The sequence below is a fragment of the Microcoleus sp. B3-D2 genome (assembly GCF_036705345.1).
GTDB lineage: Bacteria > Cyanobacteriota > Cyanobacteriia > Cyanobacteriales > Microcoleaceae > Microcoleus.
The window spans coordinates 48,452-62,433 of record NZ_JAUBUG010000018.1 but is presented as its reverse complement, the minus strand read 5'-3'; the positions used below and the strand labels follow the sequence as shown (position 1 = coordinate 62,433).

Annotated in this window: 14 protein-coding genes; 10 read left to right on the top strand and 4 right to left on the bottom strand. The window is 46.9% G+C overall.

What is annotated here, in order from left to right; all coding sequences use genetic code 11:
- Nucleotides 1-59: 59 nt before the first annotated feature.
- Both QUB14_RS09640 and QUB14_RS09635 read right to left on the bottom strand, forming a co-directional pair.
- Entirely contained in the window at nucleotides 60-1,466 is a 1,407-nt protein-coding gene (locus tag QUB14_RS09640) for a tetratricopeptide repeat protein (RefSeq protein WP_333218911.1), read from the bottom strand.
- Nucleotides 1,467-1,582: 116 nt separating this feature from the next.
- Nucleotides 1,583-2,797 carry a DUF4331 domain-containing protein gene (locus QUB14_RS09635; protein WP_333218913.1) on the bottom strand — a complete coding sequence of 405 codons (1,215 nt, stop codon included), beginning with the start codon at nucleotides 2,795-2,797 and terminating at the stop codon, nucleotides 1,583-1,585.
- A gap of 622 nt (nucleotides 2,798-3,419) precedes the next feature.
- On the opposite strand from QUB14_RS09635, the gene QUB14_RS09630 reads away from it, so the two are divergent.
- The 4 genes from QUB14_RS09630 (at nucleotide 3,420) to QUB14_RS09615 (ending at nucleotide 6,403) form a co-directional block, all read left to right on the top strand.
- The gene (locus QUB14_RS09630) at nucleotides 3,420-3,986 is read left to right on the top strand and encodes a sigma-70 family RNA polymerase sigma factor (protein WP_333218915.1); all 567 of its coding nucleotides are present in this window, start codon (nucleotides 3,420-3,422) and stop codon (nucleotides 3,984-3,986) included.
- Nucleotides 3,987-4,129: 143 nt separating this feature from the next.
- Nucleotides 4,130-4,750 (top strand): cupin domain-containing protein, encoded by a 621-nt coding sequence (locus QUB14_RS09625; protein WP_333297167.1) that lies wholly within the window; start codon nucleotides 4,130-4,132, stop codon nucleotides 4,748-4,750.
- Between the two features lie 190 nt (nucleotides 4,751-4,940).
- Nucleotides 4,941-5,414, top strand: a complete 474-nt coding sequence (locus tag QUB14_RS09620; protein ID WP_333218919.1) for a DUF732 domain-containing protein — start codon at nucleotides 4,941-4,943, stop codon at nucleotides 5,412-5,414.
- A 170-nt stretch (nucleotides 5,415-5,584) separates the two neighbouring features.
- Entirely contained in the window at nucleotides 5,585-6,403 is an 819-nt protein-coding gene (locus tag QUB14_RS09615) for a hypothetical protein (RefSeq protein WP_333218920.1), read from the top strand.
- A 92-nt stretch (nucleotides 6,404-6,495) separates the two neighbouring features.
- Here the strand turns inward: QUB14_RS09615 and QUB14_RS09610 are convergent, their stop codons facing one another.
- Complete coding sequence (locus QUB14_RS09610; RefSeq protein WP_333218922.1) at nucleotides 6,496-7,083, bottom strand: acireductone dioxygenase; 588 nt, start codon at nucleotides 7,081-7,083, stop codon at nucleotides 6,496-6,498.
- Between the two features lie 221 nt (nucleotides 7,084-7,304).
- Complete coding sequence (locus QUB14_RS09605; protein WP_333218925.1) at nucleotides 7,305-8,513, bottom strand: NupC/NupG family nucleoside CNT transporter; 1,209 nt, start codon at nucleotides 8,511-8,513, stop codon at nucleotides 7,305-7,307.
- A 249-nt stretch (nucleotides 8,514-8,762) separates the two neighbouring features.
- Here QUB14_RS09605 and der point away from each other — a divergent pair, with 249 nt between their 5' ends.
- From der to QUB14_RS09575, 6 genes are all read left to right on the top strand, one after another.
- A complete protein-coding gene (gene der / locus QUB14_RS09600; protein WP_333218926.1) occupies nucleotides 8,763-10,124 on the top strand; it encodes a ribosome biogenesis GTPase Der in 1,362 nt (453 codons plus the stop codon).
- A 353-nt stretch (nucleotides 10,125-10,477) separates the two neighbouring features.
- The gene (locus QUB14_RS09595) at nucleotides 10,478-11,473 is read left to right on the top strand and encodes an energy-coupling factor transporter transmembrane protein EcfT (protein ID WP_333218928.1); all 996 of its coding nucleotides are present in this window, start codon (nucleotides 10,478-10,480) and stop codon (nucleotides 11,471-11,473) included.
- Nucleotides 11,474-11,655: 182 nt separating this feature from the next.
- The gene (gene acpS / locus QUB14_RS09590; RefSeq protein ID WP_190738677.1) at nucleotides 11,656-12,114 is read left to right on the top strand and encodes a holo-ACP synthase; all 459 of its coding nucleotides are present in this window, start codon (nucleotides 11,656-11,658) and stop codon (nucleotides 12,112-12,114) included.
- A gap of 42 nt (nucleotides 12,115-12,156) precedes the next feature.
- Complete coding sequence (gene pipX, locus QUB14_RS09585; RefSeq protein ID WP_006634205.1) at nucleotides 12,157-12,426, top strand: transcriptional coactivator PipX; 270 nt, start codon at nucleotides 12,157-12,159, stop codon at nucleotides 12,424-12,426.
- A 72-nt stretch (nucleotides 12,427-12,498) separates the two neighbouring features.
- A complete protein-coding gene (locus QUB14_RS09580) occupies nucleotides 12,499-13,164 on the top strand; it encodes a YggS family pyridoxal phosphate-dependent enzyme (protein ID WP_333218931.1) in 666 nt (221 codons plus the stop codon).
- Between the two features lie 117 nt (nucleotides 13,165-13,281).
- A complete protein-coding gene (locus QUB14_RS09575; protein ID WP_190656556.1) occupies nucleotides 13,282-13,899 on the top strand; it encodes a cell division protein SepF in 618 nt (205 codons plus the stop codon).
- Nucleotides 13,900-13,982: the final 83 nt, after the last annotated feature.

The window sequence follows — 13,982 nt, the reverse complement described above, 5'->3', positions numbered from 1 at the left end:
CAACCCCTGGCGGATTGACGGAATGGTGAACTTGGCCGAATGGCTGCTATTAGCTAATCTCAAAATTCATAACTTCCCAAACCCAATGCTTGGCGGGCTCGATCGTCAAAACTCGGGTCAATTTCCTTGGACTTTTGAAAATAAGCGCGAGATTCAGCATCCTTACCTAAAGTCCGGGCGATCGCACCAGCCCGGTAAAACATACCCGCATCCCGAATGCCCGATCGCACTATTTCGGCCATCACTCGATCGGCCTTTTGCCATTCCCCAGCACTCGAAAGCGCCCAAGCCAAAGTATCCAGCGTCACAGCATCCCGCCGAATTTTCACCTCCTCCTGCATTAACGCCAGCGCTTCCGCGACATCCTGCGATCGACCTTTTTCCAGCAGCAAACTTGCCAAATCGCGCCGGTGCCCAAAACCGCCCGATCCAGAAACCTGTTCCTGTCGCAGCCCAGCTTCTGCTTTGTCCCGAAGTCGCCGGGATTCGATCGCATCTCCCTGCAAATCCTTCACCCTCGCCATACCGCGATCGACAATGCGATCGAACACAGTCTCAACCGGGCCAGAATAGGCAGAAACCTTGCTGTAATAGCCTTCCGCTTCCCGATAATTGCCCTGTCGCGTCTCCAAATCCGCCAAATAAATCAGCGCCAGCGGGTATCGCGGCACCAACCGCAGCGCTTCCAAAAACAGCGCTTTCGCCTGCACAAACTGCCCGCGACGCGCGTAAAATCGACCCAAGAGCGATCGAACCCGCGCCGAACCAGCAACCTCTCCCGGTTCCTCCGCCGCCATTGCTTGGCGGTAATCCTGCAAAACCTCAGCATCTCGGCCCTGAGACTCTCTCACTAAAGCTATCAAAGTGAGAGAACCTAAGTTAGGAATCCGGTTAACTAAGGCTTCTGCAGCTGCATTTGCCTCGCTCACTTTTCCCATCGCTAAGTGAGATGTAACTAAAAGGGCGATCGCATCTTCATTGTCAGAACCCGCCTGTTTAGCAAAGCGCAAAGCAGTAGCAAAATCGTGTCTTGCCTCAGCAATTCGAGCTAAAACTAACAGCGCACCTTGGTTGTCAAAAGGCAAATCGGCGATCGACCTTTGAGCTGCTTGTTCTGCCAATAAAAACCAACCTCCCTCCCCAGTAGCGCGCGCCATTTTTAAATAAGATCCCGCCAGTGCCGCCCGGTTCAAACCGCTGCGGGAATCAACAGCCAACCGCTGCTGGTAAAAAGCAATCTCTTGCTGAATTGCTTCCTTTTGATTGGGATTATTTCTCAAACTTTCCGAAAAATGATAGCGGTAATTAGTATCGAGATTTTCGGGGCTTTTGTTAGAAAATTTATCGGAAATAAAACGCAAATTAGGAGGTAAATTCACTAATACCATCCCAAATAAAGGAACTACTATCAGCAGCCACCACCAAAAACTATCCGATTTTATTTCCTGTTTAATTTTAGTTTTCATACATCCGCGTTAATCATCGTTCATCTGCGGTTAAAAAAAGTATTTTCGATATGTCATTAGCCAATAATCAATAACTAATGACTAATGACTAATGACTAATGACTAATGACTAATGACTAATTAGGCGAAGGCACATAAGGAAAATTCGCTTCTACAGGTTTGTGTCCCTGAGCCGGATTTCCCGGAGTTCCGTTATATGAAACGTTATCGCTAACCGGAGAACCCACCAAAGCTCCCAGAGTGATATCAATAACGTCGTCCGTCAGCATACGACCTCCGATCAAACTTCCTTGAGAATTTGTAGCGCTAGCGTAGCCGCTGGGTTTTGTGGTATCGATCCGCATGACATCGGGTAAGAAAGCTCCGGCGATCGCATTTGGATCGACATTATCCCGACCGTCCAAAAGATCCACAGCATTCAGAGTAGCAACAGCTTCCTGCCGCACCGGAGCAGCAGCAGCGCTCAAATCCAATCTCGGAGGAATATTATTGAATGCTTCCAGATACTCGGGAGTAACTATCAAACCCTCATTAATTGCAGGTCTTGCCAAACGCTCGAATTGTTTGAAACCGCCAGCTCCATCCCGGATCGAAATTGTTGACCAAACATCAAAAACATTCGCCCCAGTTCCGGCTTGCAAAAACGCTTTCGGAACGCGCACGGCAATTGTATTGACGTTGTAACCTTTAGTAAAGTCGATCGCTTGACTCGGTTCTTTAAAAGCAGTGCGCGGCCCAGTTCCCAAAGCTGCAGCGCGAACTCGGAAAAATTGTTCGACATCAAAGAAAAACGGGTCTTCCCGCAACCCTGCAAATACAGTCAAGTTAGAACCGGCCACAGGTACTGTATTCAAAACAGGATTAGAATTCAGCGGAGTTGTGGCAATTAGGCCGCCGTTAACTGTAGTCTTAGCAACAGTCTCCGAGCCACCGCGAATAGCAGTCACAGCCACTGCCTGCATACCTCTATTGTTAGGCGGACTGAAGGCAAAGCGCAAGACAATATCGGCGCGTCCAGTCGCGGGAGAATTCACGTCACCTACCTGCGTGATGTGAACTTGGTAGAGAGCAGTAGGGCTGAAATAATATTGATAGCGAGCTACAGACCTGGGATTTGAATTCAGGATAAATACTAAATCTCCCTCGGCGGCCCCAGAATTTTGGTCTTTTTCCCGAAATACGTAGAGGTCAGTTAAATTGACAGCGCGACCTTTGATATCTACTTCGCCGTCGTCGTGGTCGGAAGCGACAATTATTCCTGGAGTTAATAGAGCAATTAGAGCTACTTCAATAGCTAGTATGATTCGGCCAATTTTTTTTGTGAGCTTCACTGTTAGCACCTTTATTTCAATGATATTTTCGCACAAATCAATGGTAAATAACCCGCATTCGCGGGTTTTACTTTTGTAGCAACAGGTTGAAATTTGTCAACCTGTCGGGCTTTTGCGCTGTTGCTGAGCCTTCTCCTATTGGTGGTATACGAAGGTTTCGCAATTTTGGATCTGTGCTGCAAGATTAATTTATGTAAAAAAGTGCGTTATTGAGGATTTATTCGTTCCCAGGCTATTCTTGGGGATGCCTGCTGGGACACAGAGCCTCCCTCCATCCAGTGGAGCCAGAGCCTCGCTTATATGGGTTCCCAGGCTCTTCTTGGGAGCGAGGGGACAAAGATAGGGAACGAGTGGATAGCGCCGTTTTGACTGTTCAAGCTCAGGGCATTTCTTCGTTCTGCATAAAGCGGATTGCTAAGTCTCAAAAAAATCACTAATTCGGTGATAAAATCCAAGATGACTTGGGATTTTTACAATTCAAAGCACGACAAAATTAGCCCGAAAAGGCATACTCTAGCTTGTACCCCCAACTTCAAACTTACAATTATGTTCTGTAGGGATATACGCCGAATTTTTTATTTTGGATCTGTGCAGTCAAAACAAAAATTTTCGGTACACTGAGATGACAGGCCAGAAGTCAGGCGATGAATCGCTGCTTTTAGTGCAGATTGCCCGGAAAGACCAAACGGCATTAGCTAAACTTTACGATCGCTACGGTCGCCCAAGTTACGCTCTCGCTTACAAAATCCTGGGTTCGGTAGAAGAAGCTGAAGAAGTGGTAATCGATGTTTTTTCCCAAATTTGGCAAAAAGCAGCAACTTACGATCCTTCTCGCAGTCGAGCAGATACCTGGTTGTTCATGCTTACCCGCAGTCGTTCCCTCGATCGGCTCCGAGCTGTGCAGCGAACAGTCCGGGCTGCTGAAGCTTGTCTGGAAGAGGCTAAAGTACCCATCTCTAGCGTTGCAGAACCGATGGAAGATGCAATGTTTAAAGAACGCAGGGAACAAGTCAAAGCGGCCTTAGAAAAACTGCCAAAGGAACAGCAACAGGCGATCGAACTCGCCTACTACCAAGGGCTGACTTGCGCGGCTATCGCAGCTAAAACTGGTATCCCGACAGGTACAATCAAAACCCGAATTCGGTTGGGTATTTCCAAATTGCGTCAAGCTTTGAGCGAACAATTTTAGATGATCCAAAAACCCAAGTTAAGTTGTTTAACATCAATCTAAAATTGTGCCATCTCCAATCATCCATCTTGAGTGCGAGGGCAGCAGACAATCTAAAATTTAAAATCAACTTAGGCGGAATTACAATTATTCGCGAAAAACAGATGGAAATGATGCCAGACGAGGAATATAACATCCTTGCAGCCCTTCAAGCTCTCGATATCCTCGACGAGTCAGAACCCGGCGCATTTGCAGAGAAATTGAAAGAGTCCGCAGAACTTAAAAGTGAATTAGCTGCTTTGGAATCAACAATTGCCGCGATCGCCTACACAGCCCCCCCAGTTCCCGTCGCACCAGACCTCAAAAACCGCCTGTTCCAGCGCATAGCCGAACAGCAGCCAACTCCGACAGAATCAGTCAATTTAAAGCCCATTGTGACCTCCCCAACGGAGAACAATACTCCATCTTTAATCGTGCGATCGCACGATGTCAAATGGAAATCTTATGGAGTTCCGGGAGTTTCGTTCGGCAAGCTTTACATTGACAAAAAAAAGCGCGAACTTACCTGCTTGATGCGACTAGAACCTGGAGTAACATTTCCCCTGCACCGACACGCTGCCTCGGAGGAAGTGCTTGTATTAGAAGGAGACTTAATTGTAGAAGGGGAAATTTGCCATCAAGGCGACTACATTCGATCGGTTCCAGGTTCCACACATTCGCCCCTCACACGAGGGGGATGTTTGCTGTTAATGAAAACTTCCCTAGAGAACGAAATGTTCGTCTGATATTATTTTTGTTGAATTGCCGACAGCTTGGAGGGCGGGTTTATGTAGATTTTTAGTTATAAGTATAGATGGTTGGTGAAACCCGCCCCTACAATTATTTCGGTTAATTTACCGGACACGCTCTAACTCAATAACGCCATATTGCTCCGCATTAGGCGGTTAATAATTCCAAATATATCACGTAATTCCCATGCTAAAATACTCCTGTTTAACTGCTGTTCTGTCCGCCGTTATTATACAATTTGTACCCAGCAACCAAAGCGCGATCGCCCAAGAACGCGAAGGATGTTTTCTTGTCAATTCAGCGGGCGAAGTAATTAACTTAAATTTGTTGTGTTCGCCTCAAGAATCAGACATTAAGCTGACAGGAAACGATGGGAAATTTCTCGAAGACTACAAACGCTTAGCAAAAAGCTACTCTCCCGAAGCCACTGATAATTTACTGCAAGCAATCCAAAGGGCGCCCGGTCAAAAAATTGCGGCCGCTAAAAGAATGTGTGCGGAAGCAAAATCTGGAGTTTCTCTGCCGGAAGTTAAATTAAGAGCGATCGGGCAAGCTGTCAGTATCGAAAATCCCACTGTCAAAGAAAGTTTTCTTGCGGATGCCGATATTATTACCACTCTTGCCGCCAACCATTATTGCCCGGAGTTAGCCAGTAAGTAATATCATGAAATTTGGAGAGACACGCTAAGCGAGCATCTCAGTTTTGCTTTTACTATCCGTGTGCGATCGTCCGCCTCCCACTCCTAAAAAATAATTGTTACAAAACTGAGATGCTTCCCACGGTAATGCCGCGTCTCTACTGGCAGCAACGATCCATGAAATTACCGGACATGAAACATTTAAAATCAAGTTCCGCCGACTTGCGGGATTTATTCAAAGACAGCATTACAGTTAAATACCTCGCGGAACCGCTGAAAGCTGTCCCCGCTTGCGAAGACGCAGCCAAATTGCGATCGTGGATGGAGGCCCGCGATTTTGACGTGCTCGGTATCGAAGAAAACGGTACGGTTTGCGGCTATGTAGAACGATCGCACTTAATCACAGGCAAGTGCAGCGACTACCAGCAAATTTTTCACCCCTCAGAATTAATCGCCGCTGCCACTCCTTTGATGGAATTGCTGCCGCTGCTGCGAGAAAAACCGAGATTATTTGTATTAGAAAGCAACAGGATCAACGGTATCGTTACCTGCGGCGATTTGCAAAAAGCACCGGTGCGGATGCTGCTGTTTGGATTGGTGACGCTTCTCGAAATGAATTTATTGCGAATCGTGCGGATTTACTTTCCCCAGGATTCTTGGCAAAAATTGCTTAAGGGCGATCGCATCTTAGCAGCAAAACACCTGTGGGAATTGGGGCGATCCCGAAATGAAGCGATTGACTTAATCGATTACCTGCAATTCTGCGACAAGCGAGATTTAATCCTCACTTCTGCTGAAATAGTCGATCGACTGGGGCTCAAATCCAAACGCTACGGGGAGCGTTTTTTAAAGTCAGCAGAAGCATTGAGAAACAAATTAGCTCACGCTCAAGATTTAATTAACGGTTCTTCTTGGCCGGAAGTAATTTTTTTAGCCCAGGAAATAGAAGCGCTTTTGCAGCGTTGCGAAGAAATTGAAATGACCACACCTCATGAAACAGAAAGCCTTTAATCCTAGTCTCTTAGAGAGAAATTTTGTTGGTTGAGTCGCCCTTTCAATCCCCTATTTCGATAGAGGAAGGTGCGCCGAAGCGCACCCTAAATTTAGTTTTTAATTTTTAGTTTCCTGTTAGTATACTGAGGAACCCAGCCTTGAGCACTGGTGTAATACTGCAACGCTTTCAAGTACAGCGACGGAGTGAGATAAAACCAATGTTCGGTATTAGCCGGCACTTTAATGTATTCTTCAGCTTGCAGCATTAATTGTACCTGAGAGCCGTTAGAATACACAAACCCAAAAACGCATTCCCCAGCTAAAATGTGAAGAACTTCTGCATCTGTGTGGGTATGAGTGCGATCGCTTTGAGTCATCAGCGCGTAAATCTGTTGCGAACCTGGATGCAGCACTTTTAAGTCGCACCACTGATATCCGCTGGCGCGCTTGAACTGTTCAAACTCGCTATTAAATGCTGCGAGAATCTGCTGTTTTTCTGTAACATTGAGAATGTCTTGAACGAGCAGTTCTTGAAACGCCGGATTTTCGTTGGTGGGCAGAGAATCGATCTCAATATTTAAAACGGCCAGTTGACTCGCGATTGCCCGGATATCCGTATATGTTCTACCGTCTTCTAGTTGCAGAACAGCCATATTACCACCTAATGTGTTGAGCTTTGAGGGAAATTTAGTTTCCATTTTTAAGCTGCTGTTTTAAGCTTTGGTCAAAAACTAAACTCCTGCTTATTTTCAATAATAGCCGATCGCTAAAATTCCATGTCCTGCCTCGCCAATCATCAAAGCAATACCACTCATCAAATAATTTGGTGGCTTTTTTAACTTTTATTTAATAACATTTACTGGAGTTAATATAAGGTGCACCATAAGCACCGCAAAGCTTAACTAAAAACTCAAAACTTTCAAATCAGCATTCCCGCGATACAAGCAGTCATAAAACAAGCCAAAGAGCCAGCAATCATCGCCCTCACGCCCAACCTCGCCAAATCGCCTTGCCGCGAAGGAGCCATCGCGCCAATTCCCCCAATCTGAATCCCGATCGAACCAATGTTAGAAAACCCGCACAAAGCATAAGTCGAGATAATTTGCGCTCGTTCAGAAATCGCCTGTTGTTTCACCAATTCCATCAAATCTAAATAAGCAACAAACTCATTCAAAATCGTTTTTTTTCCCAAAACAATCCCCACCTCTGCACAATCAGCCCAAGGCACCCCCATCAGCCAAGCAACCGGAGCCATCAAATAAGCTAAAATTAATTCTAGCGACAACTGAGGCAAACTAATTAGCCCTCCAAACCACCCCAAAAGCGCATTAAAAAAAGCCAACAAACCCAAAAAAGCAATCAGCATAGCGGCCACATTCGCCGCCAATTTCAACCCGTCGCTAGCACCCGAAGCCGCCGCATCCACCGCATTAGCATAAACCTTTTCCACCTTCACCTCCACCCCCCCAGCAGTCAGCGACTTTTCAGTTTCTGGGTACAGCAATTTAGAAATAGCCAAAGCTGCTGGTGCAGACATCACCGACGCCCCAATTAAATGTTGAGCCGGTACTCCAAAAGAAATATAAGCTGCCATGACTCCGCCGGCAATTGTGGCAAATCCTCCCGTCATGACAGCATGGAGTTCCGAGAGGGTCATCGCCGCCAAATAAGGTTTAATTAACAAAGGAGCTTCTGTTTGCCCGATAAAGATATTCCCTGCACAAGAAAGCGTTTCTGCGCCCGAAGTTTTCATGGTTTTCATCATTAACCAGGCCACTGCTTGCACAACTCGCTGCAAAATGCCGTAGTGATAAAGTAGGGTGATAAACGAAGAGAAAAAAATGATAGTCGGCAGCACTTTAAAAGCGATAAAGTGTTCGGCAAAATTGTCTCCAAATATAAACTTTGCCCCCGCATCCGAAAAATTGAGAAACTGCGTCACCAAATCTCCCAAAAATTTAAAGACAGCCAAACCAGGAGCAGTTTTGAGAATCAAAATAGCAAAAATTAGCTGTAAAGCAATTCCCCACAATACGGGCGGCCACTTGACAGCGCGCCGATCGACTGAAAAGGCGTAGGACAAACCGACAAAAACAGCTAACCCGAATACAGAAATAAGTCGTTCCATTTAGCAATTTTTAGAGAATGGGCAGCAAGCATTTATCGTTACCAGGCTCTGCCTGGTAATCCAAATTAACAGTCCGATGGTACTTTATCTCGTTTCCGGAGGTCGCCATGAGTTCGCGGCGCGGGCTGCACAGCCCCGGAGGGCGTATAATACACGATGCAGCCCGATCGCATACAATCCCAGCCAGTTTGGCTTACAATAAAAGGCTAAACCTCAAAATTACGGCGCAGCCTAATTGCTGCTACTTTTATGTCTCTACCTATAGTTGCTATTATTGGACGCCCCAATGTAGGCAAATCGACGATCGTCAACCGTTTAGCCAATACCCAAGACGCGATCGTCCACGACGAACCAGGAATCACGCGCGATCGCACTTACAGACCAGCATACTGGGGCGATCGGGAATATCAAGTCGTAGACACCGGCGGTCTAGTATTCGACGACGAGACAGAATTTCTGCCTTTAATTCGCGAACAAGCAATGGCGGCCCTCGCAGAAGCCAGCGCAGCCATTTTCGTAGTAGACGGACAAACCGGGCTCACCGGCGGCGACGAATCGATCGCATCTTGGCTGAGACTGCAAAAAGTCCCCGTCATTCTCGCCGTCAACAAATGCGAATCGGAAAATACAGGACTCACCCAAGCAGCCGACTTTTGGCAATTGGGACTGGGAGAACCTTACCCAATTTCCGGCATTCACGGTAACGGCACCGGCGAATTGCTTGACAAATTAATAACTTATCTTCCCACCGAAGTATTACCAGAAGTTGAGGAAATTAAAGTAGCAATTATCGGTCGTCCCAACGTCGGCAAATCGAGTTTGTTAAACGCATTTCTCGGAGAAAACCGCGCTATAGTCAGCCCGATTTCCGGCACAACCCGCGACGCGATAGACACCATAGTAGAACGCAACGGTAAAACCTACCGCCTGATCGACACAGCCGGAATACGCAAAAAGAAAAACGTCGAATACGGCGCAGAATTTTTCGGGATCAACCGCGCTTTCAAAGCCATCCGCCGGGCCGACGTAATACTGCTAGTAATTGACGCAATTGACGGCGTTACGGATCAAGACCAAAAATTAGCCGATCGCATCAGCGAAGAAGGTCGAGCCTGCATCATAGTCGTCAACAAATGGGACGCCGTTGAAAAAGACTCCGACACCATCTACGAGTACGAAAGAGAAGTAAGAACCCGACTTTATTTCCTCGACTGGGCAGAAATGATTTTTGTTAGCGCCATGAGTGGACAGCGAGTTGAAAAAATCATTGAATTAGTAGACAAAGCCTCCGACGAACACAAACGTCGCGTCCCTACCGCCGTGATTAACGAAGTCATAGAAGAAGCCACAAGCTGGCACTCAGCCCCAGTTACCCGCCAAGGAAAACAAGGCAAAATCTATTACGGTACTCAAGTGCGATCGCAGCCACCGACAATTGCGCTGTTTGTCAACGATCCCAAACGCTTCACCGAAAATTACCGCCGCTACATGGAAAGCCAATTTCGCAAACACCTCGGCTTTACCGGTACACCAATGCGGCTGCTTTGGAGAGGCAAAAAAGTTCGTGCTACAGAAATGAGCACAACAAATAGAGCACTGCGCGTCAAGTAATTTTCGATTTTCGATTCAATAAAAAAGGCTCTTCCTTACTTAGTGTGCAAAACTATTAGTTTAAGTAGTTAAAACCAAAGCTATGTATGAATCGAAGAAAAAAATGGCTCCAAATTAACTAAAGTAAGACCGGAAATCCTGGTTGTGTAAAAATTTAAGCCATTAATTTCAGATAAATTAGCACACTAAGTACGGAAGACCCATAAAAAACGCAATTTAACGATCAAAGCAAATTGCGTTTTTTTCTATTCTTTTCTCTTCCTTCTCTTGTCTTGCTTCGCGTCCTTCGCGTCTTCGCGGTTCAATAAATTAGTATTATTAATAATCGACAATCTAAAATCTAAAATCGTCAAATGGACTTACTTCGATCGCTCCCCATAGGACTTTACCTAGAACAACCCCTAACCTGGCTTCACCGGCTAGACTCCCGCGTAAAATTAGCTTGGTTGATGACATTTCTGATTGCGCCAATACTCGCCAATCCCATCTGGCGGTTGATGCTAGTAGGAATGTTAATCGTACTGACACTAACAGCAGCAATTCCCTTGCGCGTGTGGAAACAGCAAATGGGAGTGCTGCTGCTATTCTGCCTTTTAGTATTTTGCCTGAGCGCGATCGCCCCCGACGGACTCCGCTCAGAACACCAGCCCCGCATCCCCGCCGACGAATTAACCTTTTCCCAACAGCCCGCAACCCTTCCACCCCGTCAAGAGCCCAAACCCTGGTACAAACCTTTTAACTTAGGCTCAAACTCCCAAATCCCCAATACCAAAGCCCAAAGCCCAAATCAACTCCCCCAACCCACAAACTACCGTTACGTTGTATTCAAACAAGGCCCGATTAAAATCACCCGCCAATCCCTAGATTTAGCTATCAACGTCAGTACCCTATTTTTCACAGTAATTTACAGCACCAACCTCTACCTTCTCACCACAGCCAGCGAAGAAATCACCGCCGCGATTGAAAACTTAATGCAGCCTCTGCGCCGCTTGAACTGGCCAGTCACCGAAATAGCGCTAACATTAACTTTATCTTTGCGGTTCATTCCCCTAGTATTGGAAGAAATACAAAATTTAGTGCGATCGGTCAGAACCCGAGCGATAAACTGGAAAAAACTCGGATTTCGCAGCGCAGCTCAAGTGTGGTTGATGATAGCCGAGCGGCTGTTAGAAAACTTGCTCCTGCGAGCTGAACAAATTGCCAGCGCCATGAAAGTTCGCGGCTTCACCAGTCCCGATCGACACCGTGTAGAATGGCACCAGTTGCACTTGAAAATCCGAGACTGGATCGCCCTCGGCTGCTTGCTCGTCCTCTGGAGCGCCCGCTTGGTTTGGGGTTGGGACAGTTAAGATTTTAGATTTTAGATTTTAGATTTTAGATTGATTAGATTTGAGATTGAAGAATATTAAAAAATTGGGAATGACTGATGAAGCTGGTCGTTTGGATCACGGGTCTAGATTTGAGTAAGTTTTGTCTGGTGCGCGACAGTCCTGCTAAAGTAATGGAGACAAATATTTAGAGAACCAAGACCTTGAACATCTATCTTGGGACAGATATCGTATATGTTCCGCGCATACAAGCCGCATTAGATCGGTTTGGCGATCGCTTCCTCGAAAAAGTTTACACGCCCGCCGAACAAAGGGATTGTAGGTCACTAAATTCTCAACACAGCAGCATTAAAGGTAAAATGAATCGAGTTTCCTGCAACCAACTAGCGGGGCGCTGGGCAGCAAAAGAAGCCGTTGTCAAAGCTCTAGGCACGGGATGGCGGGGAATACGGTATGCAGATGTGGAGATTCGGCGCTCCGAAAACGGTGCTCCAAACGTCCAACTGCACGGAACCGCAGCAGCACGAGCCTCTGTTTGGGGAAATTGCCAGTGGCAATTGAGCCTCAGCCACGACGGAGACTATTGCACGGCTACGGCTATCGCCCTTTGTACCCCGCCGTCAAACAACGCCGTCGGGCGATCGAGCGAAACTAAAATCTAAAACCTAAATCTTTAATCTAAAATTGATCGATTGTGAGTGTGAATGACTACCGAAACTTACCTGAATCATCCAAACTTTGGGCTCCTCTTCAGGGTATCCCAGGTTGAAGACAGCCAAGAATTATTTACCACCCTATACGCCCAGCGCCTGTTTTTTTTGGTGACAAACGGCCCTGGCGGGCTGAGATTTGAACCAATCAGTCGCTCCGACGCTCGCCTCATGGTCGAAATTCGCCTGCGAACCCTGCGTCGCAGCGGTCAATATCAGGAGTACGACCAATTGCAGACCATTCACCAGCGCACCTTTCAATAGCGAAAATCAGTAACTTGGTAATTGGTAACTGTCTTAATTTTCCTTCCCTCCCGTTCCTAGCGTTGAGCACCCATGACCATTGCCTCTCGAATTAACAGCATTCGCCAACACTTGCCCGAATCAGTGCGGTTAATTGCCGTTACCAAACAGGTACCAACTGATGCTATCCGGGAAGCATACGACGCCGGTATCCGGGATTTTGGCGAGAGTAAGGTTCAAGAGACTGCCGACAAACAAAGCCAACTGCAAGATTTGCCGGATATCAACTGGCACTTGATCGGCCACTTGCAAGCCAACAAAGCCGCCAAAGCCCTAGAGCATTTCCAGTGGATTCATTCTCTAGACAATTTAAAAATCGCTCAGCGACTTTCGCGCTTGGCGGGCGAACAGTCGTGCTCTCCCCAAGTCTGCCTGCAAGTCAAAATGTTGCCCGACCCGGACAAATACGGCTGGACCGTTCCAGAACTGCTTGCCGACCTTCCAGAACTCAACAAATGTCAGCATATCAAAATTCAAGGTTTGATGACAATACCCCCACAGGGGTTAAATGACTCGCAAATCCTAGAATTATTTAACAGCACCCGCGAACTTGCTGACAAAATCCAACAGCAAAATTTGTCCTGCATTCAAATGCAGCAGCTCTCGATGGGGATGTCGGGAGATTATCATTTGGCAATTCAAGCAGGTGCTACTATGGTACGGCTAGGACAAACCTTATTTGGCTCTAGGAGGGGATAAATAATTCAAATCTTCTAATAAAGACAATTTAGGTTAAATATATAGTAGTCAGCCACCCGCGACTAACGCGCGACGCGAGTATAGTCGGGGCAGCAAAGTCGTGAAGGAGAGTGAATCATGAATATTTTTTCTAAACTGCGAGATTTTGTAGGCATCAACAATGAGCCTGAGTACGATGACGTGTACGACGAAACCGAAGGGGAGCGCTATCAGAACTTCTACCCAGCGCCTGAACCGAACCCCGCTGCCGTCGCAGCAGCCGAAGAAGAACGTCGTCAAAATCGTAGAATGCGAGAGCGGTCAGTAGTAGGATCGACAGGTATGGATGTCGTTGCACCAACCGGGGGAGTAGGGTCAGTAATGAATAACGTGATTGGAATGCCTGGAGCTATGAACGGGATTTCGGAAGTAGTAGTAATGGAGCCGCGCACTTTTGAAGAGATGCCGGCAGCAATTCGAGCGCTTAAGGAACGGAAGTCTGTGGTTTTGAACCTGACGGTGATGGACCCAGACCAAGCGCAAAGAGCTGTGGACTTTGTGGCGGGCGGTACTTATGCCCTGGACGGTCATCAAGAGCGAATTGGCGAAAGTATTTTCTTGTTTACGCCTAGCTGCGTGCAGGTGAGAACTCAGTCTGGTGTGGTTCACGAAGTGCCTCCTGCTCAAGGACGCCCTCGTGCTGCTGCTCCTGCACCGACAGTCTGGCCGGCAGAACAAGCTCCAATCGCTCAGTAGTCAGTAGTTAGTAGTCAGTTGACAGTGGTGAGTAGTCAGTAGTCAGTAGTCAGTAGTCAATAGTTAACAACTAATAACTGTGG

What these genes read in the sequence shown, in the direction of transcription:
- QUB14_RS09640 (WP_333218911.1), bottom strand. Translation starts at nt 1,466, where the DNA reads ATGAAAACTAAAATTAAACAGGAAATAAAATCGGATAGTTTTTGGTGG.
- QUB14_RS09630 (WP_333218915.1), top strand. Translation starts at nt 3,420, where the DNA reads ATGACAGGCCAGAAGTCAGGCGATGAATCGCTGCTTTTAGTGCAGATT.
- QUB14_RS09625 (WP_333297167.1), top strand. Translation starts at nt 4,130, where the DNA reads ATGGAAATGATGCCAGACGAGGAATATAACATCCTTGCAGCCCTTCAA.
- QUB14_RS09620 (WP_333218919.1), top strand. Translation starts at nt 4,941, where the DNA reads ATGCTAAAATACTCCTGTTTAACTGCTGTTCTGTCCGCCGTTATTATA.
- QUB14_RS09615 (WP_333218920.1), top strand. Translation starts at nt 5,585, where the DNA reads ATGAAACATTTAAAATCAAGTTCCGCCGACTTGCGGGATTTATTCAAA.
- QUB14_RS09610 (WP_333218922.1), bottom strand. Translation starts at nt 7,083, where the DNA reads ATGGAAACTAAATTTCCCTCAAAGCTCAACACATTAGGTGGTAATATG.
- QUB14_RS09605 (WP_333218925.1), bottom strand. Translation starts at nt 8,513, where the DNA reads ATGGAACGACTTATTTCTGTATTCGGGTTAGCTGTTTTTGTCGGTTTG.
- der (WP_333218926.1), top strand. Translation starts at nt 8,763, where the DNA reads ATGTCTCTACCTATAGTTGCTATTATTGGACGCCCCAATGTAGGCAAA.
- QUB14_RS09595 (WP_333218928.1), top strand. Translation starts at nt 10,478, where the DNA reads ATGGACTTACTTCGATCGCTCCCCATAGGACTTTACCTAGAACAACCC.
- pipX (WP_006634205.1), top strand. Translation starts at nt 12,157, where the DNA reads ATGACTACCGAAACTTACCTGAATCATCCAAACTTTGGGCTCCTCTTC.
- QUB14_RS09580 (WP_333218931.1), top strand. Translation starts at nt 12,499, where the DNA reads ATGACCATTGCCTCTCGAATTAACAGCATTCGCCAACACTTGCCCGAA.
- QUB14_RS09575 (WP_190656556.1), top strand. Translation starts at nt 13,282, where the DNA reads ATGAATATTTTTTCTAAACTGCGAGATTTTGTAGGCATCAACAATGAG.